The 23,754-nt window shown below is 46.1% G+C and carries 19 protein-coding genes, 1 tRNA gene and 2 pseudogenes; 5 read left to right on the top strand and 17 right to left on the bottom strand.

The window, feature by feature from the left end; translation table 11 throughout:
- Positions 1–153: 153 nt before the first annotated feature.
- Positions 154–354, bottom strand: a complete 201-nt coding sequence (locus FTU86_RS12360; protein WP_005181715.1) for a dodecin family protein — start codon at positions 352–354, stop codon at positions 154–156.
- 404 nt (positions 355–758) lie between these two features.
- On the opposite strand from FTU86_RS12360, the gene FTU86_RS12365 reads away from it, so the two are divergent.
- The 4 genes and pseudogenes from FTU86_RS12365 to FTU86_RS12380 all read left to right on the top strand — a co-directional run.
- Complete coding sequence (locus FTU86_RS12365; protein WP_005181712.1) at positions 759–920, top strand: hypothetical protein; 162 nt, start codon at positions 759–761, stop codon at positions 918–920.
- 322 nt (positions 921–1,242) lie between these two features.
- Complete coding sequence (locus FTU86_RS12370; protein ID WP_005181710.1) at positions 1,243–1,422, top strand: hypothetical protein; 180 nt, start codon at positions 1,243–1,245, stop codon at positions 1,420–1,422.
- 9 nt (positions 1,423–1,431) lie between these two features.
- Positions 1,432–2,769 carry a hypothetical protein gene (locus FTU86_RS12375; RefSeq protein WP_180036772.1) on the top strand — a complete coding sequence of 446 codons (1,338 nt, stop codon included), beginning with the start codon at positions 1,432–1,434 and terminating at the stop codon, positions 2,767–2,769.
- A gap of 262 nt (positions 2,770–3,031) precedes the next feature.
- Positions 3,032–3,994, top strand: a pseudogene (locus FTU86_RS12380) (hypothetical protein); the annotation flags it as partial.
- A 60-nt stretch (positions 3,995–4,054) separates the two neighbouring features.
- Here FTU86_RS12380 and htpG read toward each other — a convergent pair.
- From htpG to FTU86_RS12405, 5 genes are all read right to left on the bottom strand, one after another.
- Complete coding sequence (gene htpG / locus FTU86_RS12385; RefSeq protein ID WP_005181707.1) at positions 4,055–5,974, bottom strand: molecular chaperone HtpG; 1,920 nt, start codon at positions 5,972–5,974, stop codon at positions 4,055–4,057.
- Between the two features lie 92 nt (positions 5,975–6,066).
- The gene (locus tag FTU86_RS12390) at positions 6,067–6,411 is read right to left on the bottom strand and encodes a lysozyme inhibitor LprI family protein (protein ID WP_016659674.1); all 345 of its coding nucleotides are present in this window, start codon (positions 6,409–6,411) and stop codon (positions 6,067–6,069) included.
- 171 nt (positions 6,412–6,582) lie between these two features.
- Positions 6,583–7,170, bottom strand: coding sequence for an OmpW family protein (locus FTU86_RS12395; protein WP_180036771.1), 588 nt, complete (start codon positions 7,168–7,170; stop codon positions 6,583–6,585).
- Between the two features lie 358 nt (positions 7,171–7,528).
- On the bottom strand, positions 7,529–8,896 hold the full coding sequence (locus tag FTU86_RS12400; protein WP_005181697.1) for a Na+/H+ antiporter family protein: 1,368 nt from the start codon (positions 8,894–8,896) through the stop codon (positions 7,529–7,531).
- Positions 8,897–9,006: 110 nt separating this feature from the next.
- Positions 9,007–9,882: an alpha/beta fold hydrolase gene (locus tag FTU86_RS12405; protein ID WP_075167589.1), complete on the bottom strand. Its 876-nt coding sequence runs from the start codon at positions 9,880–9,882 to the stop codon at positions 9,007–9,009.
- 134 nt (positions 9,883–10,016) lie between these two features.
- On the opposite strand from FTU86_RS12405, the gene FTU86_RS12410 reads away from it, so the two are divergent.
- The gene (locus FTU86_RS12410) at positions 10,017–10,499 is read left to right on the top strand and encodes a DUF4442 domain-containing protein (protein WP_045796201.1); all 483 of its coding nucleotides are present in this window, start codon (positions 10,017–10,019) and stop codon (positions 10,497–10,499) included.
- Positions 10,500–10,555: 56 nt separating this feature from the next.
- Here the strand turns inward: FTU86_RS12410 and FTU86_RS12415 are convergent, their stop codons facing one another.
- The 11 genes and pseudogenes from FTU86_RS12415 to FTU86_RS12465 form a co-directional block, all read right to left on the bottom strand.
- On the bottom strand, positions 10,556–10,912 hold the full coding sequence (locus FTU86_RS12415; RefSeq protein WP_005181692.1) for a hypothetical protein: 357 nt from the start codon (positions 10,910–10,912) through the stop codon (positions 10,556–10,558).
- Between the two features lie 224 nt (positions 10,913–11,136).
- Positions 11,137–15,327 carry a DNA-directed RNA polymerase subunit beta' gene (rpoC, locus tag FTU86_RS12420; RefSeq protein ID WP_075167624.1) on the bottom strand — a complete coding sequence of 1,397 codons (4,191 nt, stop codon included), beginning with the start codon at positions 15,325–15,327 and terminating at the stop codon, positions 11,137–11,139.
- Positions 15,328–15,482: 155 nt separating this feature from the next.
- Positions 15,483–19,571 carry a DNA-directed RNA polymerase subunit beta gene (rpoB, locus tag FTU86_RS12425; protein WP_104470485.1) on the bottom strand — a complete coding sequence of 1,363 codons (4,089 nt, stop codon included), beginning with the start codon at positions 19,569–19,571 and terminating at the stop codon, positions 15,483–15,485.
- Positions 19,572–19,880: 309 nt separating this feature from the next.
- On the bottom strand, positions 19,881–20,252 hold the full coding sequence (gene rplL / locus FTU86_RS12430) for a 50S ribosomal protein L7/L12 (RefSeq protein ID WP_004774018.1): 372 nt from the start codon (positions 20,250–20,252) through the stop codon (positions 19,881–19,883).
- Positions 20,253–20,300: 48 nt separating this feature from the next.
- Positions 20,301–20,807, bottom strand: coding sequence for a 50S ribosomal protein L10 (gene rplJ, locus FTU86_RS12435; protein ID WP_075167586.1), 507 nt, complete (start codon positions 20,805–20,807; stop codon positions 20,301–20,303).
- Positions 20,808–21,157: 350 nt separating this feature from the next.
- Positions 21,158–21,853, bottom strand: coding sequence for a 50S ribosomal protein L1 (rplA, locus tag FTU86_RS12440; protein WP_005181684.1), 696 nt, complete (start codon positions 21,851–21,853; stop codon positions 21,158–21,160).
- 3 nt (positions 21,854–21,856) lie between these two features.
- Positions 21,857–22,285, bottom strand: a complete 429-nt coding sequence (rplK, locus tag FTU86_RS12445; protein WP_004868049.1) for a 50S ribosomal protein L11 — start codon at positions 22,283–22,285, stop codon at positions 21,857–21,859.
- Positions 22,286–22,403: 118 nt separating this feature from the next.
- Complete coding sequence (gene nusG / locus FTU86_RS12450) at positions 22,404–22,937, bottom strand: transcription termination/antitermination protein NusG (RefSeq protein ID WP_005181681.1); 534 nt, start codon at positions 22,935–22,937, stop codon at positions 22,404–22,406.
- 7 nt (positions 22,938–22,944) lie between these two features.
- Positions 22,945–23,385, bottom strand: coding sequence for a preprotein translocase subunit SecE (gene secE / locus FTU86_RS12455; protein WP_005181678.1), 441 nt, complete (start codon positions 23,383–23,385; stop codon positions 22,945–22,947).
- A gap of 72 nt (positions 23,386–23,457) precedes the next feature.
- A tRNA-Trp gene (locus FTU86_RS12460) sits at positions 23,458–23,533 on the bottom strand.
- A gap of 51 nt (positions 23,534–23,584) precedes the next feature.
- A pseudogene (locus tag FTU86_RS12465) lies at positions 23,585–23,754 on the bottom strand (elongation factor Tu); the annotation flags it as partial.

The raw sequence follows: 23,754 nt of genomic DNA on the forward strand, positions 1-23,754 counted from the left end.
AATGGAGAAATCTAATCGGTATGTTATACCTGAGAGACGGATGAGGAGTTACCCAAGGGTTGTAAAAGGAAAACCTCAAAAATACCCAAGAAAAAGCCAGTCAATCTCTTAACTGACTGGCATTACCCTTACGGGGATTTTTTTCTATGTACTTTATTCCACCAGGAAACTGATTTTTAAATTAACCCGATACTCGGTAATCTTATTGTCCTTAATCACCACTTTCTGTTCATTAATCCAGGCACCCTGCAGGTTTTTGACTGTTTCACCGACTTTGGCAATGCCGCTTTGAATGGCATCTTCAAAACTTTTATTACTGCTGGCATTCACTTCTACTACTTTTGCAATCGCCATGATTGATCCCTCAGTGTTGGTATAAACGTTCATCTTAGAATAAAAAATAGACAATAAAAGAGCGCTTAACCATACCGCGTCAAAAACTTACATCTCTATACAGATCAAGGGATTTGTACAGAGATGACGCGTGGATGGGGCAAAAAATCTGGAGATTTTTTCATCTTAAAACAGGATGATCTCGTTCTTGTAAAAATCATCATTAATTTAAATCTTGTAGCTAAATGATTAGAGCAATTATTCTAATTTATTGTTTTTAAATGTTATTTTTTAACAAAAAGTCTTAAACTTGCCGATATGATCATTTTCTCTCAATCACAACGCGCTATCATAGCTGTTGTTTGAATACACTCTCTCACGATGACTTTTCTCCCAAGTCATCCTTTTTTGTGAAGGTAAGATTGATGAACTTTTTAAAAGCGCTTGGCCTGTTTATGGTCACCCTGTATGCAGCCAATGTATCAGCAGAAATGGTTTATGTACCAAGCTTCCCGACTGAAAAAGCCCACACTGAAACCGTGAGCAACGATCAGCCTGCAAGCGCTGAACAGAACAAAGAAGCTTAAGCACTTCTTTAAATACAAGCAGACCTCAGGTCTGCTTTTTTTATTGTGGTTTAGAACAATTCTGCGGCTGACACCTGATCCGACCGGACAATTTGAGACTGACATTTTTTGTCAATTCGGCAGCATGATCTGTTTATTCTCTGATTTAACTGAAATTTATCTAAAAAATTTTTTAATATTTCTTATATTGAAATCCCAATTTCTGTCATAAATGCCTAAAAATCCACAAAAGCTGACATTTTTTTTCATGTAATTTTTAGTGAAATACCTATAATCAAAGTGATCCAAAACAATTATTTAAGTACAGGTTGATGAGAGAGCAATGCACGAACTTCAAGCCCTGATTCAGAGAAAAATTTCTCCACAAGAGATTAATGTAGAAAATCTGGTGGCGCTGGCGGAACATTATTCACAGCCGCATTCTGCCGAATACAAATTGGTTGAACTGGCCCTGAATATTGTCCTGGCCAGTTATCTGGAAAAAGCACAACAACTGGTTTAAGTTTCCACCATGAATACTTTAGAGAAATCCCGGCTGATTAAAGAACTGCATGACCTGACGGGCGCACTGGAGCGTCGTTCCTTGAGTCTGTATGAAACCGCCAAGGCCAAAAGCCGGATTAAAAGTATTTTTGTTGAATGCGACCAGCCGCTGTTTAAAAAACAGATTCTGGCCTATAAGGCACAGGTGCAGCCGGAACGTTCTGCCGAAGAATTTGCGCGCGACACCATTTATGCATGTTCTTTTCGGGGGGTGTTTCAGCAGGTTGAGGCTCTAGAACAAGCTTTATATACCCAGCCCGATTCAGGTTGGGCTATCTTGTATCAGCCCGCCTCCGGCTGGCAAATCTGGCTGATTCCGGCACCCGCACGTACTGCCCTGCTCAGTGACTGGGGCAATCTGGAACAGGTCTATCGCTGGATGTTGCAACAGCAGCATCAGTATCGCAGTCTGCACACCGATCTGGAATTACTTAACCAGCAAAACTATGCCGCAACGCAGGCCTTTCAGCATACCGTCGCAGCACGTTCATCTGTAGCGATAGAACCTGAAGCAGCAGCTCAGCAGTTCAAGCCTACCAAAGCCGCACCTGTTCAGCCTGAACAGCAAGCAGATTCCGTACCCGAAGCAGAGTCTAGCGCCCGTCATCTGCTGCTCAATCAGCTCAGCTGCCCGATTTCCGAATTACCCCTGGACCATCTGCCGGCGGAAAAACTGTGCCGGGTATTTTTACCAGCCCGGCCTGAAGTGATGCAGTATGCCGATGTGCTGGTTCATGATGCAGAGCAAGCGGCTCTGCTCAAACGCCCCGGTTATGTGGCCGAGCAGATCAATGCCCAAGGTCGTTTTATTAAATATCTGGTCTTGTTTGGCGCCTTGGATGCTATGCAGGCCACCCGTTTTGCCCATGCCTTTAGCCAGCAGCATGAACATGAAATTGCCGCAATCCGTGAAATAGACAGCGCTGTACTGGAAAGCCAGCTGTTTGCGCTGGACAGCCTGTTTCAGTGCTATCAACATGCCGAGCAGATGATCTGGCACAAAGAAGATTATTATCCGTTTATTCCGCTACAACTGATTCATACCCAGAAATTTATCCAGTTTGAAGAAACAGCAGCCACGCTGGCCACCCCGCTGATTTTATTAAAAGAGCGACAAAAAATTCGCCTGATTCATGGCCAGCAGCGTTTACAACTGGCGCGTACCGAACAGGCCTACCCCTATATTCTGCTCGATCGTCAGCAGGGCGTGAGCTGGCAAATTATTCAAAAAGTCTTGAATCACCTGTCTGCGCCAGTCGACCCTTTACGTCTGGTTCAGGCCATTCAACAGCTCACCGCCAATTAATGTTTATGTTTTTGTAGCTGCATCTTGCTTTTCGCCTGAAGATTTTCAACACTAGCAAAAAGAGCTTAAAGATCAGTAAATAATGCCAAGAAAAGTACATTTTATAGCGCCATCATTATTATTATTTTGCCTGTTAGGCAGTGGATATACGGTTGCAGACAACAATACCAACCTGGAGACAGAACCGCAGACCGCACCACCAGGTTATGAGGTGCCACTGGTGCCCGAAACTGAGGCGGGTAATGGTTTTTTCTATACCCTGCCGCGGCTGATTGATGCCACCCCAACCATTTTGCCGGAACAGTCGAATGAACCGATTGTGCCGCCCACGCATGAAACCGAAGAACAAAGCTGGGTAGACCGGCGCCAGAAGCAGATTCGCCATTGGGCAGACAATACCGCACATAAAATTGATAACTGGTTTGGAGAAACTAGCCCGGAGGAACCGGCCTCTGCGACCTTGCGTATTCTGGTCGACAGTCGCTGGAACAAATATGATGACTACGATATTAAACCGCGGGTACGTGGCCGGATTAAACTGCCGACGCTGGAACGCAAATTAAGTCTGGTCTTTGGTGATGACTCACTGGATAACGAACTGCAAAATAGTGTTGCCATTACCAATGAAAACCCCAGCAACAGCCCGGACAAAACCCTGGATGGCCGACGGGCACGTGAAGACAACAGCTCTCTGGCCTTACGCTGGTCTGACTTCACTGAACGCTTACCCTTTGAAACTGATGCCGACCTCGGGGTGCGTTCTGGCGATGATATTTATGCCCGTTTAAAAATTGCCAAGGACTGGGAACTGGTCAATGATTTTTCCTTTCATGCCGAGCAGATTTACCGTTACGGTCTCGACAGTGAAAACTATTTAAGAACCAACCTGGAACTTATTCATGCCCGGCCTGATCATCCGTTTTTAAGCAACCAGTTTAGCCTGACCTATGCCGATGAACAGGATGATGACCTCAGATGGGACAATTACAGCTTTAGACAGCACCAGTTCTTCCACGGCAACCGTTTTAACTACGGACTCTACACCGGCGGTTATTATCATAATGATGATTTACGCCTGAACAGCTGGGGACCGTTTGTGTCCTGGCGTCAGCCGTTCTTGCGTGAATGGTTTTTTGTGCAGGGCGACCTGAATTACTATAATGATGACCGTGAAGACCGCAGCCATTACCCGAGTGTCTTGCTGCGTTTAGAAGCCCTGTTCTAAAGCCGTCAACAATATAATCGTGCATTAAAAAACCTCCCGCAGGAGGTTTTTTTAATAGGCTTATTTTAAGAGCAGACTGTTGATGCGTTTCAGGTACTCTGCCGGATTTTCTGGCAGTCCCCCTTCTGCAATCAGCGCCTGATCAAAAATCACATTGGCCAGATCATCAAACTGAGCCGAACCTTGCAGTTTTTGCACCAGTGGATGCTGCGGGTTAATTTCCAGAATCGGCTTCATTTCTGGCACCGGCTGACCAGCATCTTTCAGCATCCGGATCAGCTGTGGCGACAATTCCCCGTCAGCCGTAACCAGACAGGCTGGAGAATCAACCAGTCGTGTGGTCACGCGCACTTCTTTGGTTTTGTCTTTCAACGATTCAGACAGCTGCTCCACCACTGGCTTAAACTGCTCTGCCGCCTGTTCCAGTGCCTTCTTCTCTTCAGCATCTTGCAGATCGCCCAAATCGACCGCACCTTTAGACACGTTTTGCAGCGGTGTACCATCAAACTCATGTACGAAGTTCATGGCCCATTCATCAACACGTTCAGTCATCAGCAGGACTTCAATGCCTTTTTTCTTGAACAGCTCCAGCTGCGGCGAGTTCTTGGCCGCGGTCAGGCTATCTGCGGTTACATAGTAAATGGCTTTCTGGCCGTCCTGCATCCGCGCTTTGTAATCTGCCAGTGAGGTACTGACCTCATCCTGGGTGGAGGTCGCATAGCGTAATAATTTCAGGATACGCTCACGGTTACCAAAGTCTTCGCCCAGGCCTTCTTTTAAGACCGAACCAAATTCACGATAGAAAGTCTTGAAGTTGTTCTGGTCTTTTTCATCTTCAGATTTGGCCAGACCATCCAGCATGGTCAGCACACGGCGTGCGTTACCTTCACGTATGGTTTTCACATCGCGGCTTTCCTGTAGCAGTTCACGGCTGACGTTCAGCGGTAAATCGGCGCTATCCACCACACCCTGTACAAAGCGCAAATAGTTTGGAATCAGGTTGTCAGCATCATCCATAATAAACACGCGTTTGACATACAGCTTGATGCCAGCTTTGGCTTCGCGGGTAAAAATATCATGTGGTGCTTTTGGTGGAATATACAGCAACTGGGTATATTCGGTGCTGCCTTCGACACGGTTATGCGACCAGGCCAGCGGCGCTTCAAAATCATGGCTCAGGTTTTTATAAAACTCGATATACTGTTCTTCGCTAATCTCGTTTTTACTGCGGGTCCATAAAGCACTGGCCGAGTTAATCGCTTCCCATTCATCAGTTTTCACATACTGGCCGCCTTTTGGCTGTTCACCTTCCGCTACTTCCTCTTCCTGCCAGACTTCTTTTTGCATTTGAATGGGCAGGCTGATGTGATCAGAATATTTATTGATAATCTGCTTCACTTTATAGCTTTGCAGATAGTCCAACGCATCTTCACGTAAATGCAGGATGATGTCGGTGCCACGACCTTCCTTGTTGATTTGCTCGACTTCAAATTCACCGGTGCCACCGCTGATCCAGCGTACACCTTCCGATGCGTCCAGACCGGCACGGCGTGATTCTACGGTAATTTTATCGGCCACAATAAAGCCAGAGTAGAAACCCACCCCAAACTGGCCAATCAGCTGGGCATCGGCTTTTTGATCACCGGTCAGCTTGGACATAAAGTCTTTGGTGCCGGATTTGGCAATGGTCCCCAGGTTATCAATCGCTTCCTGCTGGCTTAAACCAATACCGTTATCGGAAATGGTCAGGGTATTGTTCTCTGCATCCAGACGCACACGCACGCGCAGGTCCGGATCATTTTCATAATATTCAGGATGGTTGATGCCTTCAAAACGCAATTTATCGCAGGCATCAGAGGCGTTAGAAATCAGTTCACGCAGAAAAATTTCAGGGTTGGAATAAAGAGAATGCGTCACCAAATGTAAAAGCTGAGCCACTTCAGCCTGGAAACTGTGTTTTTGTGCGCTTTGTTCGCTCATTCATCACTCCTTAAATTGACAGCATTGTTGTATTGGAATGCCTTATGAATTGGAGTGAGGCGACGATTTTTCAATAGGAAAACAAAAAAATATTAAAATGGGCCCTGCTGATAGACCCGCTGCATATACTGCTCCAGCTTTTGCTGACGCATCTGGTAAACCTGGGTCAGACATTCAACCGACTGGCCACAGCGGTCACGCAGGGCCAGCCAGCGCACCTGTTCATCCCGTATAGCCGAACGTGTCCCCATCGGTACCAGACGGTTAATAATTTTATAGGTGGTGGCCATCTTCACATCGGCATCATTAACATTACGATGTTCACAAATGGCATGTTCGGTTGGGGTTTGAGCACGTTCACAATTAAAGCTGGCTGCAGCGGCAGGCAGGCTGATCAAACTGGCGAAGACCAAGGCAAAGGTTGTATTTCTATTCATATTTGATCTTCTCACTTTTTCATTTCTTTCATTTCATTCACTACAAATTAAATGAAAACGAATACTTAACTCAATATTCTGATTTTGTTCTATTGTTATCATTTTGCAATAAAAAGGCCCCATCACCAGGATGGGGCTACGCTGAATTTTATTATTGGTACTTTTTTATAATTAGAATTTGTAGCTATAACCGATGGTGTACACCATTGGATCGATATCTAAATCGAACTTCGCATTTCCTAACTCATCAATCAAAGTGACCTCTGGGCTAAGTTGCGCATAACGTGCATCAAAGAATACGCCCCAGTTCTTGGCATCTGCTGGCTGGAAATTAAAACCAATCTGGCCGGCAAAACCAAAATCTTCTTTTACATCTTTAGCAACGCCCTCTTCATCCCAGGCCACAAATGCAGTACCACCAACACCGATGTATGGGGTAAAACCAGTACTGTTTTTAAAATGGTATTTTGCAGTCAGCGTTGGCGGTAAATGTTTAATTTTAGCGACACTATTACCATCTAAGAGCACATCATGGCTAATTGGTGCAGCTAAAAGCAGTTCTGTCGAAATATTGTCATTAAAGAAATATTCAACTGACGGGGTAAATGCATATTCATGATCTGCCTCAACTGTTGCGCCGCCGAGATTATAATCGCCTGTAGGTGCTACAACCGAACCGCCCAGCTTGACTTGCCATTGGCCTGCCATCGCAGAAGCAGAAAGACCCATTAATGCAACGAGTGTAATTTGCTTTAACATTTTAATACCCCACTGGAAGATTATTTATTCAAAAATTAAACATTAATTAATAATAAACACGTTATAAATTAATATGCAATACTTATCCGATATAATAATTTTATATTATTTTCAAACTATTGATTATTAAATTAATTTATTTTAACCAACCACACAACTTGGTTTTAAATACCAACCTGATTTATCAAGATTAAATAATAATATTCAGATTAAAATACTCAGGTTTATTTTAAACGCTCTATAATATATATTTTAAATACATCTATTATTAGATTATCAGAATGATTATAAGATTTATTATAAATACATCTATGATTCAAAAAAAAATCCCGGGATTTTATTCCCGGGATATTTCAGGTTAAAGCACCATGGCGGCAATCCAGCCAAAAATCATCAGCGGGATATTAAAGTGAATAAAGGTCGGCACTACACTGTCTTTCATATGGTCATGCTGACCATCCATATTCAGGCCTGAGGTTGGCCCCAAGGTCGAATCCGAAGCAGGTGAACCGGCATCGCCCAGTGCAGCCGCAGTCCCAATGATCGCAATAGTTGCTGCAGGACTAAAACCAAATTGAATACAGAGCGGTACATAAATAATCGCCAGAATCGGAATGGTAGAGAATGATGAACCGATACCCAGAGTAATCAGCAAACCAATCAACAACATTAAAAAGGCTGCAAGTGCCTGGCTATTACCAATCCAGTCAACCGACGCTTCAACCAGCGCAGAAACCTGTCCTGTTGCCTCAATCACGGCAGCAAAACCTTGCGCAGCAATCATAATAAAGCCAACCAGTGCCATCATCCGCATACCGGTAATAATAACATCGTCCGCTTCTTTCCACTTAAAGATCCCGGCACAGCTCAGAATCGCTACACCAACCAGACCGGCCAGAATCATCGAATCTGAATACAGCTGCACGCCAAGGGTTACCAGAATCGCAATGACTGCCATCCAGATGGTGAACGTCGCCACTTCAGGTTGACCTGATTTTTGTGCCACACCCATTTCAGCCGAAATGCTTTGCTGCTCTTCAATATGCACGTCTTTATATTCACGTGGCTTACGGTATGAGAAAAACACCGCGATCAGCAAACCGACAAACATCCCGAATACCGGAATGGCCATCGCTGTTGGAATCTGGTCATAGCTGATCTCAAATCCATACGGCTTGCCAAAGGTATTAATATTATGGCCCAGAATATCATTCAGGAAGATGGCGCCAAATCCGACCGGCACCAGCATATAAGTGGCCACCAGACCAAAGGTCAATAAACAGGCCACCAGACGACGGTCCAGTTTCAGATGGTTAAATACCATCAACAGCGGTGGAATCAGCACCGGAATAAAGGCAATATGTACCGGAATCACGTTCTGGGAGAATACCGCGGCAATGGCCACCACCAGAAAAATAAAGTATTTGACCCGGTTTTGCGCTTTCAGATCGGCCTCACCCTTTAAGGTGTGAATCATTTTATAGGCCAATAAATCAGGTAAACCTGAACGCGCCAGAGCCAGTGCAAAAGCACCTAAAATACCGTAGGCCAAAGCAATTTTAGCACCACCGCCCAGGCCATTATTAAACGCCTCTAAAGTACCTTGCAGGCCCAAACCAGCCAGCAAACCACCCGTAACGGCACCAATGACCAGTGCAAAAACAACAGGAACACGTGCCAACGACAGCCCGAACATGACTGCGATGGCGGCAAGAATTGCAAACATAAGAAAAGACGGATCGAGAAAAAACGCTATTTTATCAGAGATTGATCGCTATTTAGCTGCTGTTGTTGCGCTGTCCGATATTTGTCTTGACCTTGCCAGTAACAGTCAAATTAACTGCCTGATTTTGAAAATGCAAAATCCCGAAGATGTTGAGCAATCCGCTCCGGCTGGCTTAAAATTGCCCAGTGATTGGCCGCAATCTCCACTCGCTGGAAGTCTGCTGCCCAGTTCGGCACTTCATCAATCAGCTCCGGACTGACAAAGCGGTCTTCGGTCAGTACCACGGCCTGTACCGGACAAATCGCCACACGCTGACGTGGTTTGAGCAAACGTGGGATAAAATTGGCCCGATACAGGTTGACGCCATATTGACCATCCTGCTGGATATTCGGGTTTAAGGCCAGACCCGGGCTTTGCTCCAGCTGCTGTAGCATTTTGCCCCAGCGCTCTGCACTCATGTATTGCCACACCGTCGGTGCCAGTAAGGGCAATTGAAACACAGCGATATACCAGGACTTGCCCAGCTGTTTTAAGAATTTGGCCTTACCCTGCTGTAACTGCGCACGCATCCAGAATGCAGCATGATCCAGACAAGGCCCGGAAATGCTGCTGTAAGAAAGAATCCGCTGGCGAAACCGGGCATCGGTCACCGACTCCCAGGACTGAATTGAACCCCAATCATGCGCGGCCAGATGAAATGGCCGGTTAGGTAGCACCGCATCCACCACGGTCAGTAAATCTTCAGACAGGCGTGCCAGCCGATAATCACGAATATGCTTTGGAATGGAAGACTGACCGGCCCCACGCACATCATAGGTCACAATATAAAAATCCTGAATCAGCTGGGCAATAACAGCTTCCCAAACTTCCTGATTGTCGGGATAACCATGAACCAGTACCAGCGCCGGATTGTCGGGCTTGCCCCAGCTTTTGACATACAGGCGCTGCTGGTCTGAGGTATGAATCCACTGCGTATGAGCGTGCATGATGACATCCTGTTCTGTTTATGGGTGATTTCTTGTATTGGCTGTTTATTGGCAAGCGCAGTCAATCAAATCAATGCCACCTGCCGGTTTCTGTTCTAGTATGCAGATCAGTGCAATAAAAATAATTGACCCTTATGAGCCTTTTAAAAAAACTACAGACAATTCCGACCCTGTCCAAATTCCTGATCAATCGCTATGCCCCCTATCGCGGCGCCGGTATTGCGGTCGAGAAAATGGATCTGGCCAATTACCACATTCGTGTCAAAATGCCACTGACACGTAAAAACCAGAATATTGTCGGGGTACATTTTGGCGGTAGCCTGTATGCCATGGTTGATCCGTTTTATATGCTGCTGTTGATGCATCATCTTGGCTCAAAATATATTGTCTGGGATAAAGCCGCGACCATCCGCTTTTTAGCGCCCGGTCGCAGTATGGTCTATGCCGATATCCGCCTCAATGCCATGGAAGTCGACACCATTCGCGAACTGGCCGAGAATTATGCACCGGTATATCGCAACTACCGCCTGAATATTTTTGATGAAGCCGGCGTACGTATTGCCGAGGTAGAAAAGACGGTATACATCCGCCGCAAAAAGCCGCATGCTGCCGGCTAAATAAAAAAGCGCTTATCTTTAAGCGCTTTTTTTATGTGAGATCGTCTAAACCAGACTTAGCGGTTCTGCTCAATCGCGGCACCTGCACCGCCACCAATCGCACCACCAATCGCTGCACCAGTACTACCACCGAAGATGCTTTTACCTACCGCAGAACCAATTGCACCGCCGACACCACTATAGGTCGCGTTACGGTTTGAACCATCCTGGGTTTTACTACCGACCGCTGCACCGGCACCACCACCAATGGCTGCACCTGCAGTACCGCCGACATTACCACCGACACCACCACCAATTGCACCACCTAAGGCCGCTGCACCAATACGCTGTTCATTTGGAGACATACTTTCACAGCCGGCCAGCATAAAGGTAGATAAGGTGGCGGCTGCCATAACACCGATAACTTTTTTCATGATCGCTCTTCCCCTGTTTTGGTCATAGCTTTAGCTTATTCGATATTGATGGGTCGAATCTGAGCAATATGTTACCAACTTGGTAACCAATAGAGGATTTATGTAAAAACACCCGCTTTGCAGCAGCAACCCGGCCCATCTAACGCCAAAGTACAGCGCGATACCCTTTTTTCAGGCATAAAAAAAGACGCCCGAAGGCGTCTCTTGGTTGTCATTTCGCCAGCTTAGAATTCCTGGTTAAATGCCTGACTTAATGCTTGGTCTACATCAGAGAAGTCATTTTGCAGTTCAAATTCTGCAGCTTCTGCTTCCTGACGACGACGCTCTAAGTGGTAAGCCAAACCTGTACCCGCTGGGATCAGACGACCAACAACGACGTTTTCTTTCAGACCACGTAGATCATCTTCTTTACCGGTTACAGCCGCTTCAGTTAACACACGTGTGGTTTCCTGGAACGATGCAGCAGAGATGAACGAATCCGTCGACAGCGATGCTTTGGTAATACCCATCAACTGGCGATCAAACTTCGCTGGGAACTTGTTCTGTGCAAGTACAGCCTGGTTTTCTTGAACCACGCGGATGTAATCCACCTGTTCGCCTTTGATGAAGCTGGTATCACCACCGTCAGTGATTTCAACTTTACGCAGCATTTGACGTACGATGACTTCAATATGCTTGTCGTTGATTTTTACACCTTGCAGACGGTAAACGTCCTGAACTTCGTTCACGATGTAGTTGGTCAACGCCACTTCACCTTTCAGACGTAAGATATCATGCGGGTTTTGTGGACCATCAGAAATGGTTTCACCACGGTTCACATGCTCACCTTCGAACACGTTGATGGTACGCCATTTCGGAATCAGCTCTTCGTAGATTTCAGAACCATCATCCGGAGTAATCACCAGACGGTTCTTACCTTTGGTCTCTTTACCGAAGCTTACGATACCAGACACTTCTGCAAGGATCGCATGCTCTTTCGGCTTACGTGCTTCGAACAAGTCAGCTACACGCGGCAGACCACCGGTAATATCACGGGTACGTGAAGATTCTTGTGGTACACGACCGATAACGTCACCGACACCAATTGTTTCGCCATCACGGACAGAAAGAATGGTGTTTTGTGGCAGGAAGTAGAACTGTTCACCACCATCCACTGTGTCTAATACAACCGCAGGACGCAAATCTTTACCTGACGCAGGACGTGAAGTCACTGGCAGGATTTCGATTGTTGACATACCTGTTGCATCATCAGTTTTCGACGTTACGGTTACGCCATCAGCGATCTGGCTGAAACGTACTTTACCAGCAACTTCTGTTACCAATGGATGTGTATGCGGATCCCAAGTTGCCACGATACCGCCAGCTTCTACAGCTTCGCCATCTTTCAGCAAGATAGATGCACCGTAAGGCAGTTTATAGCGCTCGCGCTCACGACCCAAATCATCCGCAATACCGATTTCACCTGAACGTGAAGTCGATACCAAGTGACCTTTGGCATGTTGTACGGTTTTCACGTTGTGGAAACGTACGGTACCTTTGTTACGCACTTGAACGCTGTTGGCAGCAGAAGTTCGGCTTGCCGCACCACCCACGTGGAAGGTACGCATGGTTAACTGTGTACCTGGCTCACCAATTGATTGTGCCGCCATAACACCCACAGATTCACCTGGGTTCACCAAGTGACCGCGTGCAAGGTCACGACCATAACATTTCGCACACACACCGAAGGTCGATTCACATGATACTACTGAACGTACTTTCACTTCGTCGACACCTTGCTCTTCCAGGAAGTTGGCAAGTTTTTCGTCAATTAAGGTGTTACGTGGCAGGATCACTTCATCTGAACCGGCTTTCTTCACGTCTTCAGCAACCACACGACCCAGTACTCGCGTACCCAGGTTCTCGATCACGTCACCGCCCTGAATAAATGGTGTCATCACCAGACCAGCCATGGTGCCACAATCTGGCTCAGTGATCACCAAGTCTTGCGCAACGTCAACCAGACGACGCGTCAGGTAACCCGAGTTCGCAGTTTTCAGTGCAGTATCGGCCAAACCTTTACGCGCACCGTGCGTTGAAATGAAGTACTGAAGTACGGTCAAACCTTCACGGAAGTTCGCCTTAATTGGCGTTTCAATGATCGAGCCATCCGGCTTCGCCATCAGACCACGCATACCTGCAAGCTGACGAATCTGAGCTGCCGAACCACGGGCACCAGAATCCGACATCATGTAGATCGAGTTGAATGATTTCTGCTTCTCGTCTTCACCCTGTTTGTTTTTCACAGTGGTGAAAGACAAGTTGTCCATCATCGCTTTCGCTACCTGGTCATTGGTACGTGCCCAGATATCGACGACTTTGTTATAACGTTCACCAGCAGTGACGAAACCTTGTTCGAACTGTTGTTCGATTTCACGAACTTCAGCTTCTGCCTTGTCAATGATCGCCTGTTTGCTTGGTGGAATAACCATATCTTCCATACCAACCGATACACCTGAACGCGTCGCTTGACGGAAGCCCAAGTACATTAATTGGTCAGCAAAGATGACCGTGTCTTTCAGACCCAGTTTACGATAGCAAGAGTTGATTAACTTGGAGATGTTTTTCTTGGTCATCTCAACGTTAATTTGCTCGAAGCTTAAACCTTCTGGCACAACTTCCCAAAGCAGGCAGCGACCTGGTGTCGTATCCACAACAATAGTTTGTTGCTCACGCTCACCGTTGTCATTGATGACAGTTTGGTATACACGCGCTTTTACGCGAGCATGCAAATCAACCTGACCGGTTGCAAGGGCACGGTTAACTTCATGCGTATCCGCGAACACCATGCCTTCACCTTTGGCATTTACCGCATCACGGGTGATGTAGTAAAGACCCAAGACCACGTCCTGAGACGGTACGATGATTGGCTCACCGTTGGCTGGAGACAGAATGTTGTTGGTCGACATCATTAACGCACGCGCTTCTAATTGCGCTTCAAGTGTTAATGGTACGTGTACCGCCATCTGGTCACCGTCGAAGTCGGCGTTAAATGCAGCACAAACGAGCGGGTGCAGACGGATCGCTTTACCTTCAATCAGGATCGGTTCAAACGCTTGCAGACCCAAACGGTGAAGGGTTGGCGCACGGTTCAACATCACTGGATGCTGACGGATCACAGATGCAAGAACATCCCAAACTTCTGGCGTCTCGCGCTCAACCATTTTCTTCGCAGCTTTAATGGTAGTGGCTTGACCAGAGGCTTGCAGTTTCGCAAAGATGAACGGCTTGAACAGTTCCAGCGCCATTTTCTTCGGAAGACCACATTGGTGCAAACGTAAAGTAGGACCTACGGTAATCACCGAACGGCCTGAATAGTCAACACGTTTACCCAACAAGTTCTGACGGAAACGACCTTGCTTACCTTTGATCATATCGGCCAAAGATTTCAGCGGACGTTTGTTCGAACCGGTAATCGCACGACCACGACGACCGTTATCAAGCAATGCATCTACAGACTCTTGTAACATACGTTTTTCGTTACGTACGATGATGTCTGGCGCTGCAAGGTCAAGAAGACGCTTCAAACGGTTGTTACGGTTAATCACACGACGGTAAAGGTCGTTCAGGTCAGACGTTGCGAAACGGCCACCTTCAAGCGGAACCAGCGGACGAAGGTCTGGCGGAAGTACTGGCAGTACATTCATCACCATCCATTCTGGCTTGTTGTTCGACTCTTTGAACGCTTCCATCAATTTCAAACGCTTAGACGCTTTTTTCAGTTTCGTCTCAGAGGTTGTTTGTGGAATTTCTTCACGCAGGCGTGAGATTTCGTTTTCAAGATCGATGTCTTTTAACAGGTCCTGAACTGCTTCTGCACCCATTTTCGCTGTGAATTCATCACCGTGCTCTTCCAACGCATTGAAGTATTCTTCATCGTTCAGAAGCTGGTATTTCTCAAATGGAGTCATACCTGGGTCAGTCACTACATAAGATTCGAAATACAGAACACGTTCGATATCACGTAAGGTCATGTCTAATAACAGACCGATACGGCTCGGCAGTGATTTTAAGAACCAGATGTGTGCTACTGGAGATGCCAGCTCGATGTGACCCATACGCTCACGACGAACTTTTGCAGTTGTTACTTCAACGCCACATTTTTCACAGATGACGCCTTTGTATTTCATACGCTTGTATTTACCACACAAGCATTCGTAATCTTTGACTGGACCAAAGATTTTGGCACAGAACAAACCGTCACGTTCTGGTTTAAAGGTACGGTAGTTAATGGTTTCAGGCTTTTTAACTTCACCATGAGACCACGACTTAATCATTTCTGGTGACGCAAGACCAATACGGATGCGATCAAACTCTACAGGAGCATGACCGTCTGAGTCCGTCTTTTTGCGCATGATATCGAGCAAGTCTTTCAATTTTTTTCTCCGTGTGCCGGTAAGATTTTCACTTTCCGACTGGGTCACAAATATTGTTTTTTAACTGAATTTTAATCCCCCTTAATCCCCCTTTTTCAAAGGGGGAAAAGTCCCTCTTTTACAAAGAGGGATTTAGGGAGATTTAATGGAGATTCTTAGTCACCATTTTTCAGTTCAATGTTGATACCTAAAGAACGGATCTCTTTGGTCAATACGTTGAACGATTCAGGCATGCCCGGATCCATATAATGGTTGCCATCTACAATGTTCTTATAGATGCGGGTACGACCTTCAACGTCATCCGACTTCACAGTGAGCATTTCTTGAAGCGTATAAGCTGCACCGTATGCTTCCAGTGCCCAGACTTCCATCTCACCGAAACGCTGACCACCGAATTGTGCCTTACCACCCAGCGGCTGCTGTGTTACTAATGAGTAAGAACCAGTCGAACGCGCATGCATCTTGTCATCAACCAAGTGGTTCAGTTTCAGCATGTACATGTAACCGACAGTAACTGGACGGTCGAAACGCTCACCCGTACGGCCATCATACAATACGGTTTGACCGGTACGTGACAGACCCGCAAGTTCAAGCAAGTCTTTGATCTGACCTTCTTCAGCACCGTCAAATACAGGTGTTGCCAATGGAACACCGGCACGCAGGTTGCCAGAAAGCGCCAAGATTTCATCATCCGTCAGGCTGTCAAGATCTTCTTGCTCGCCGCCCACCTTGTTGTAAATCTTGTCCAAGAATTCACGCAGTTCAAGAATGGTGCGCTGTTCTTTCAGCATCTTGTCGATCTGATCACCCAGACCTTTGGCTGCCATACCCAAGTGCGTTTCCAGAATCTGACCCACGTTCATACGCGATGGTACACCCAGTGGGTTCAGTACCACGTCTACCGGCACACCGTTGGCATCGTGTGGCATGTCTTCAACCGGCAGAATGTTGGATACAACACCCTTGTTACCGTGACGACCCGCCATCTTATCACCTGGCTGGATACGACGTTTCACCGCAAGGTAAACCTTAACTACTTTCAGTACGCCAGTGGTCAGTTCATCACCTGTAGACAGTTTGCGTTTCTTCTCGGCGAATTTCTCGTCAATTTCAAAGCTCTTCTCTTTCAAGAAGGTTTGAATTTGCGTTAAACGTTCCGCAATCGCTTCGTCACTTGGCTGGATTTCAAGCAGATCAACCAGTTCAAGACCAGACAGCATATCTTCAGACAGTTTGTCGCCACGTTTAGTGCCGCCACCGCCATTCGATTCCTGACCTTTTAACAGACGGACAATACGTTCACGTGCTGCTTCTTCGAAGATTTTGTATTCTTCTTTCAAGTCTTTACGGTATGCATCAAGCTGCGCTTTCTCAATCGCCAGTGCACGTTCGTCTTTTTCCAGACCATCACGGGTAAAGACTTGAACGTCGATGACTGTACCTTTGGTGCCCGATGGAACACGTAAAGAGGAGTCTTTCACATCCGCTGCTTTTTCACCGAAGATGGCACGAAGCAGTTTTTCTTCAGGCGTCAACTGAGTTTCACCTTTTGGTGTTACTTTACCCACCAGGATGTCACCGGCAGTCACTTCTGCACCGATGTAAACGATACCTGATTCGTCCAGTTTAGACAGCGCAGCTTCACCGACGTTTGGAATATCAGCCGTGATTTCTTCAGCACCCAGTTTGGTATCACGTGCAACACATGACAGTTCCTGAATGTGAATCGACGTTAAACGGTCTTCTTGAAGCACACGCTCAGAAAGCAAGATCGAGTCTTCGTAGTTGTAACCATTCCAGGTCATGAACGCCACGCGCATGTTTTGACCCAGGGCCAGTTCACCGCCATCTGTCGATGGACCATCCGCCAGGATGTCACCACGTGCAACTTTATCGCCTAAACGTACCACAACGTTCTGGTTGATACAGGTGTTCTGGTTTGAACGCGTGTATTTGATTAGGTTGTAGATATCTACACCTGCTTCACCAGCGATCATTTCATCTTCATTCACGCGAATTACGATACGTGATGCATCAACAAACTCAATCACACCACCACGGCCTGCAACCACACACACACCTGAGTCACGTGCCACGTTGGCTTCCATACCCGTACCAACCAACGGTTTGTCCGCGATTAATGTAGGTACGGCCTGACGTTGCATGTTGGAACCCATCAATGCACGGTTGGCGTCATCGTGTTCAAGGAATGGAATCAGCGATGCTGCAACAGAAACCACCTGCTGAGCAGATACGTCCATATGCGTCACTTTTTCAGGTGACATACGTACGAATTCACCGTGGTGACGTACAGAAACGAATTCTTCAGTCAGGTTACCGTCCTGATCTACAACCGAGTCGGCCTGTGCAATCACAGTACCCACTTCTTCAATCGCAGACAGATATTCAACTTCGTCTGTTACACGGCCATCAACCACTTTACGGTATGGTGTTTCCAGGAAACCGAAGCTGTTGGCTTTGGCATAAACAGACAGCGAGTTGATCAAACCAATGTTTGGACCTTCAGGCGTTTCAATTGGACACACACGACCATAGTGAGTCTGGTGTACGTCACGCACTTCGAAGCCTGCGCGTTCACGGGTCAAACCACCTGGACCAAGCGCCGATACACGACGTTTGTGGGTGATTTCAGACAATGGGTTGTTCTGGTCCATAAACTGAGACAACTGGCTTGAACCAAAGAATTCTTTGATGGCTGCAGCCACTGGCTTCGCATTGATCAGATCTTGCGGAGACAGGTTGTCAGTTTCAGCTTGTGATAGACGCTCTTTTACAGCACGCTCAACACGTACCAGACCCACACGGAACTGGTTTTCGGTCATTTCGCCCACTGAACGAACACGACGGTTACCCAAGTGGTCGATATCGTCGACTTCACCTTTACCGTTACGGATTTCAACCAATGTTTTCAGTACATCAGTGATGTCTTCGTTCGACAGGATGCCTTCAACTTCGCGCGACTTCTGGTCAGTACCCACTTCGTAAGGACGACCCAGACGACGGTTGAATTTCATACGGCCGACTGGTGACAGGTCATAACGCTCAGAAGAGAAGAACAGGTTGTTAAACAGGTTCTCAGCTGCTTCTTTGGTTGGTGGCTCGCCTGGACGCATCACTTTGTAGATTTCAACCAGTGCTTCTTCACGACCTGTAGTCGTATCGGCACGTAGCGTATCTGCAATGAATGAACCGCGGTCGATGTCGTTGGTGAACAGGATGTTGAACTGCTTCACGCCGCCTTCAGCCAGTTTCACCATCACTTCATGGCTTAACAGGGTGTTGGCTGGAATCACATCGCCATCTTTCAGCACGATGTCTTCGGCAGTAATACGCTCGTACAAGTATTCATCCGGCACTGACAGTTTGGTCAGACCAGAGGCTTCCATTTGACGAACATGACGTGCGTTGATACGCTTACCTTGTTCAACAATGACTTTACCATCGGCATCAATGATATCGAATTGTGCCATTTCGCCACGCAGACGTTCTGGAATCAAGTCGATCTGATAGCTACCCATATCCAGGTAAACAGGAACTTTTTCGTAGAACAGGTCAAGAATCTGTTCGTTGTTATAGTTCAGGGCACGCAGAACCACAGTCGCTAGTAATTTACGACGACGGTCGATACGTACATAGACTAAATCTTTGGCATCAAATTCAAAGTCTAACCATGAACCACGGTAAGGAATGATACGCGCTGAATACAGCACTTTACCGCTTGAGTGAGTCTTACCTTTGTCATGGTCAAAGAATACGCCTGGTGAACGGTGTAATTGCGATACGATTACACGCTCGGTACCGTTGATCACAAAAGTACCGTTATCCGTCATCAATGGCATTTCGCCCATATAGACTTCTTGTTCACGTACGTCTTTGATTGATTTCGTTTCACGATCTTTCAGGATCAAACGAATTTTAACGCGCATTGGTGCCGCATAAGTTGAGCCGCGAAGGATACATTCGCGTACATCAAACTCTGGTTTACCAAGACTATACTCAACAAATTCTAAAGCAGCATTGCCAGAATAACTTTCTATAGGAAAAACTGAACGAAATGCGGCTTGGAGACCGATATCTTCGCGGTTTTTTGGAGATTTGCCATCTTGCAAGAAAGTACGGTACGAGTCGACTTGAATCGCCAACAGGTACGGTGCTTCCATGACTTGGGGCAATTTACCAAAATTCTTACGGATCCGTTTCTTTTCGGTATATGAGTATGCCATCTGGAGTCCTCGGAAAGTAAACCAAGCCCGCCTGCAGAACGGGCTCAGAAGGAATTACGCAGGCCGATATGGCCACCACTCTTTACAAATGCTGCAATTTTTAGTGGTATTAAAACGCTTAACAATATTTTTTAACATTGAAAAATATTGGTAAGCGTTTGATTGTTATCTTTATTTTTAATTTGTATGAAATTTATATCATGCAAACAAAAATCGAGCCGATTATTGTAACGCAAAAAGGCTGATGACCCAAGAGCCATCAGCCATTTTTTGGAGTCGATTATAAAAAAATCGACTCCGCTTAAGCTATTACTTAAGTGTAACTGTAGCACCAGCTTCTTCAAGTTTCTTCTTAAGCTCTTCGCCTTCTTCTTTAGAAACGCCTTCTTTAAGTACTGCTGGAGCACCTTCAACCATGTCTTTCGCTTCTTTAAGACCAAGGCCAGTCGCTTCACGAACTGCTTTAATTACTGCAACTTTGTTTGCACCGAAAGAAGTCAACTCAACGTTGAATTCAGTTTGCTCTTCAGCAGCAGCAGCGCCAGCGCCTGGAGCAGCAGCAACTGCAACAGCAGCAGCAGATACGTTGAATTTCTCTTCGAAAGCAGAGATCAGTTCAACAAGTTCAAGAACAGTTTTTTCAGCAACTGCGTTTAAAATTTCTTCGTTAGTTAAAGCCATGAGAATAACTCCAAATGGAAATTGAATGGTGTGTAAATTGATTTAAGCTTAAGCTGCTTCTGACTCGTTTTTCTCTTTGAGTGCTGTAATAAGGCGACCCAATTTCGAAATAGGAGCTTGAAGAACGTTTGCAAGCATAGTAAGCGCTTTTTCTTGGTTCGGAAGATTTGCAATCACGCTAACTTCAGCACCTTGATAAACCTTGCCGTCAAATGCAGCAGCTTTAAGTTCAAATGCTTTGTTTGTTTTAGCGAAATCTTCGAACAAGCGTGCAGCTGCACCCATGTCGTCTTCAGAAGTCGAGAAAGCTAAGATTGTTGGACCAACAAGAGTTGCATTCAAGATATCGAATTGAGTACCTTCGAATGCACGCTTAGCCAAAGTATTACGCACGATACGAGTCGTAACACCAAGCTTACGCGCTTCAACACGTAAAGCAGTTAATTGCTCAACGGTTAAACCTTGATAGTCAGCAACAACAGCAGAGAACGCGCGAGAAGCAACTTCGTTTACTTCTGCTACGATCTGTTTTTTGTCTTCGATAAGAAGAGCCATTGTAAAACCTCCTAACGGTGATTTATGTACCCACAAGGGATACACTCCCAATTCGTGAATTCATCACTGAACTCACACGCGGAGGAGGAATAAATCACACCACCGCGTCTACGCAGGCTGGGATTTTAAGAGAAGAGCATAAAACTCTCCTCGCCTGAGGTCTTTGACGCTGATAAATTCTCATTTACCAATTCAAAGTCCGCCTGAGGATCGATCAGCAAAGCAACGCTTTGCCGATCCGCAAGACGAGAAGCTATGCTTCGAGTGAAGCTTATACCCTCTCTTGCGTGAAATTTAAAGCAGTGCTTTAAATTTCACTCAGGACTTTAAAATTCTGTCTAAGTCAAAACTTAGTTAGAAACGTTGTTTACATCAACAGTCAGACCAGGACCCATAGTTGAGCTTAGAGTGATCTTTTTGATGTATACACCTTTAGAAGTCGCAGGTTTTGCTTTCTTCAGGTCAGCCACAAGAGCTTCAACGTTTTGACGAACAGCTTCAGCAGTGAAACCTACTTGACCGATCGCAGCGTGGATGATACCCGCTTTGTCTACACGGTAACGTGCTTGACCAGCTTTTGCATTTTTAACTGCAGTTGCTACGTCAGGAGTAACCGTACCCACTTTAGGGTTTGGCATTAAGCCACGTGGACCAAGGATTGTACCTAATTTACCTACAACGCGCATTGCATCTGGAGCAGCAATTACTACGTCAAAGTCAAGGTTACCCGCTTGGATGCTTTCAGCCAGGTCATCAAAACCAACTACGTCCGCGCCTTCAGCTTTAGCAGCTTCAGCAGCAGCGCCTTGAGCAAACACAGCTACACGTACAGTTTTACCTGTACCTGCAGGAAGTGTAGTCGCGCCACGAACAACCTGGTCAGATTTACGAGGGTCAACACCTAGGTTTACAGATACATCCAAAGATTCTTTGAATTTAGCTGCAGGAAGGCTGTTAAGAACTTGTACTGCTTCTTCCAAAGTATAAACTTTGTTTGCTTCTACAGCAGCAGCAATGGCTTTTTGACGTTTAGTTAACTTTGCCATGTCTTATAGCTCCACTTCCAAGCCCATAGAACGTGCAGAACCAGCGATGGTACGTACACGCGCGTCTAAGTCAGCACCAGTTAAGTCTGGTTCTTTCGTAGTCGCGATCTCTTCTAACTGAGCACGAGTCAACTTACCAACTTTAGTTTTATTTGGTACAGCTGAACCCTTCTGGATACCAGCAGCTTTCTTAAGCAGAATAGCAGCAGGTGGAGTTTTCATGATGAATGTGAACGACTTGTCGTTGTACACAGTGATCACTACTGGAATTGGAAGACCAGCTTCAACTTTTTGTGTCGCAGCATTGAATTCTTTACAGAATGCCATGATGTTAACACCACGTTGACCCAGTGCAGGACCAATTGGTGGAGATGGATTTGCTTTACCAGCTGGAACTTGCAGCTTGATATAGCCGTCAATCTTCTTAGCCATTTTCAATTACCTCTGGGTACAAACGCCGCTAGGCTCCCCAATGATTTCTAAGTAACGATACCGTTACAACAACAATGCCCGATCCATAACAAATCGGGCGTTTTCAACCAGCAGTGAATTAAACTGATTTTTCGACTTGGCGAAATTCCAGCTCAACCTGTGTTGGTCGATTGAATACATTAATCGTCAACGTTAAACGTGACTTGTCGTAAAGGACTTCTTCCACCACGCCTTTAAAGTCGGTGAATGGACCGTCAATTACCAGTAATTCTTCGCCTGGTTCAAACATCGTCTTCGGACGAGGTGCTTCACCAGTATTGCGTACACGTGCAAGAATTGCATCAGCTTCACGCTGCGTAATTGGCGCAGGTTTTTCCGGTGTACCACCAATAAAACCTAATACTTTTGGACATTCTTTTACAATGTGCCAAGTATCATCATTCATTTCCATTTCGACTAGCACATAGCCCGGAAAGAATTTACGCTCAGATTTACGTTTCTTACCATCCTTCATTTCTACCACTTCTTCGGTAGGAACCAGGACTTCACCAAAGCTATCGGCAACAGCGCTACGCTGGATTCGATCATTAAGCGAACGCATCACTTGTTTTTCATAACCAGAATAGGCATGAATAATGTACCAACGTTTCATAGCTCTCTTACCCGATAATAAATTTAATTGCCCAACCTAAAACGTAGTCAAAACACCACAATAAAATGGATGCTACAACTACAACTGCAAGTACGTGCCAAGATGTGGTCACTGTCTCTTGCTTGGTTGGCCAAGTCACTCGACGCAGCTCGATTCGTGAATCTTTCAATAAACGAACAAAGCCTTTGCCTTGATGGGTGGCGTATAATAAACCTAAAGCCACTACGATACAAGCCAAAATTACCCCAACGCGCACCCAAATATCATTTGCCGGTGCCCAGTACGCTGGTAGATGCTGATTCACCATGGTTGCCGCAATGAATAAAATCAAGGCGATAATCCACAACACGTAGTCTAATGGAGAACCCGAATTTACAACTTCAGCAGGATTATTTCTTTGAGGAATTGGCGCTTCGCTTAATGCGTCACGCGATTTATCATTCGACATTTTTGTACTCGTCGTAGGATTCGCGACTTATTATATGACCAGTTTTGCCAGCATCAAGCTTTTTTTGAAAAATGGCAGGCCAGGAGGGACTCGAACCCCCAACATTCGGTTTTGGAGACCGACGCTCTACCAATTGAACTACTGGCCTGTAGAACAAGCCGAAATCCGCAAACTTCGGCTTGTGAAACTTATTTTATAATTATGCAGTTACTTTAGCAACTACACCCGCACCTACAGTACGGCCACCTTCACGGATCGCGAAGCGTAAACCAGCGTCCATTGCGATTGGGTGGATTAATTCTACTGACATTTCAACGTTGTCGCCTGGCATAACCATTTCAACGCCTTCTTTCAGCTGGATCGCACCAG

Origin of the sequence: Acinetobacter sp. YH12155 (assembly GCF_013418255.1) — a bacterium.
Classification (GTDB): Bacteria; Pseudomonadota; Gammaproteobacteria; order Pseudomonadales; family Moraxellaceae; genus Acinetobacter; species Acinetobacter indicus.

Excerpts from the sequence above, each read along its gene's own strand:
- FTU86_RS12360 (WP_005181715.1), bottom strand. The coding sequence starts at position 354 with ATGGCGATTGCAAAAGTAGTAGAAGTGAATGCCAGCAGTAATAAAAGT.
- FTU86_RS12365 (WP_005181712.1), top strand. The coding sequence starts at position 759 with ATGAACTTTTTAAAAGCGCTTGGCCTGTTTATGGTCACCCTGTATGCA.
- FTU86_RS12370 (WP_005181710.1), top strand. The coding sequence starts at position 1,243 with ATGCACGAACTTCAAGCCCTGATTCAGAGAAAAATTTCTCCACAAGAG.
- FTU86_RS12375 (WP_180036772.1), top strand. The coding sequence starts at position 1,432 with ATGAATACTTTAGAGAAATCCCGGCTGATTAAAGAACTGCATGACCTG.
- htpG (WP_005181707.1), bottom strand. The coding sequence starts at position 5,974 with ATGAGCGAACAAAGCGCACAAAAACACAGTTTCCAGGCTGAAGTGGCT.
- FTU86_RS12390 (WP_016659674.1), bottom strand. The coding sequence starts at position 6,411 with ATGAATAGAAATACAACCTTTGCCTTGGTCTTCGCCAGTTTGATCAGC.
- FTU86_RS12395 (WP_180036771.1), bottom strand. The coding sequence starts at position 7,170 with ATGTTAAAGCAAATTACACTCGTTGCATTAATGGGTCTTTCTGCTTCT.
- FTU86_RS12400 (WP_005181697.1), bottom strand. The coding sequence starts at position 8,896 with ATGTTTGCAATTCTTGCCGCCATCGCAGTCATGTTCGGGCTGTCGTTG.
- FTU86_RS12405 (WP_075167589.1), bottom strand. The coding sequence starts at position 9,882 with ATGCACGCTCATACGCAGTGGATTCATACCTCAGACCAGCAGCGCCTG.
- FTU86_RS12410 (WP_045796201.1), top strand. The coding sequence starts at position 10,017 with ATGAGCCTTTTAAAAAAACTACAGACAATTCCGACCCTGTCCAAATTC.
- FTU86_RS12415 (WP_005181692.1), bottom strand. The coding sequence starts at position 10,912 with ATGAAAAAAGTTATCGGTGTTATGGCAGCCGCCACCTTATCTACCTTT.
- rpoB (WP_104470485.1), bottom strand. The coding sequence starts at position 19,571 with ATGGCATACTCATATACCGAAAAGAAACGGATCCGTAAGAATTTTGGT.
- rplL (WP_004774018.1), bottom strand. The coding sequence starts at position 20,252 with ATGGCTTTAACTAACGAAGAAATTTTAAACGCAGTTGCTGAAAAAACT.
- rplJ (WP_075167586.1), bottom strand. The coding sequence starts at position 20,807 with ATGGCTCTTCTTATCGAAGACAAAAAACAGATCGTAGCAGAAGTAAAC.
- rplA (WP_005181684.1), bottom strand. The coding sequence starts at position 21,853 with ATGGCAAAGTTAACTAAACGTCAAAAAGCCATTGCTGCTGCTGTAGAA.
- rplK (WP_004868049.1), bottom strand. The coding sequence starts at position 22,285 with ATGGCTAAGAAGATTGACGGCTATATCAAGCTGCAAGTTCCAGCTGGT.
- nusG (WP_005181681.1), bottom strand. The coding sequence starts at position 22,937 with ATGAAACGTTGGTACATTATTCATGCCTATTCTGGTTATGAAAAACAA.
- secE (WP_005181678.1), bottom strand. The coding sequence starts at position 23,385 with ATGTCGAATGATAAATCGCGTGACGCATTAAGCGAAGCGCCAATTCCT.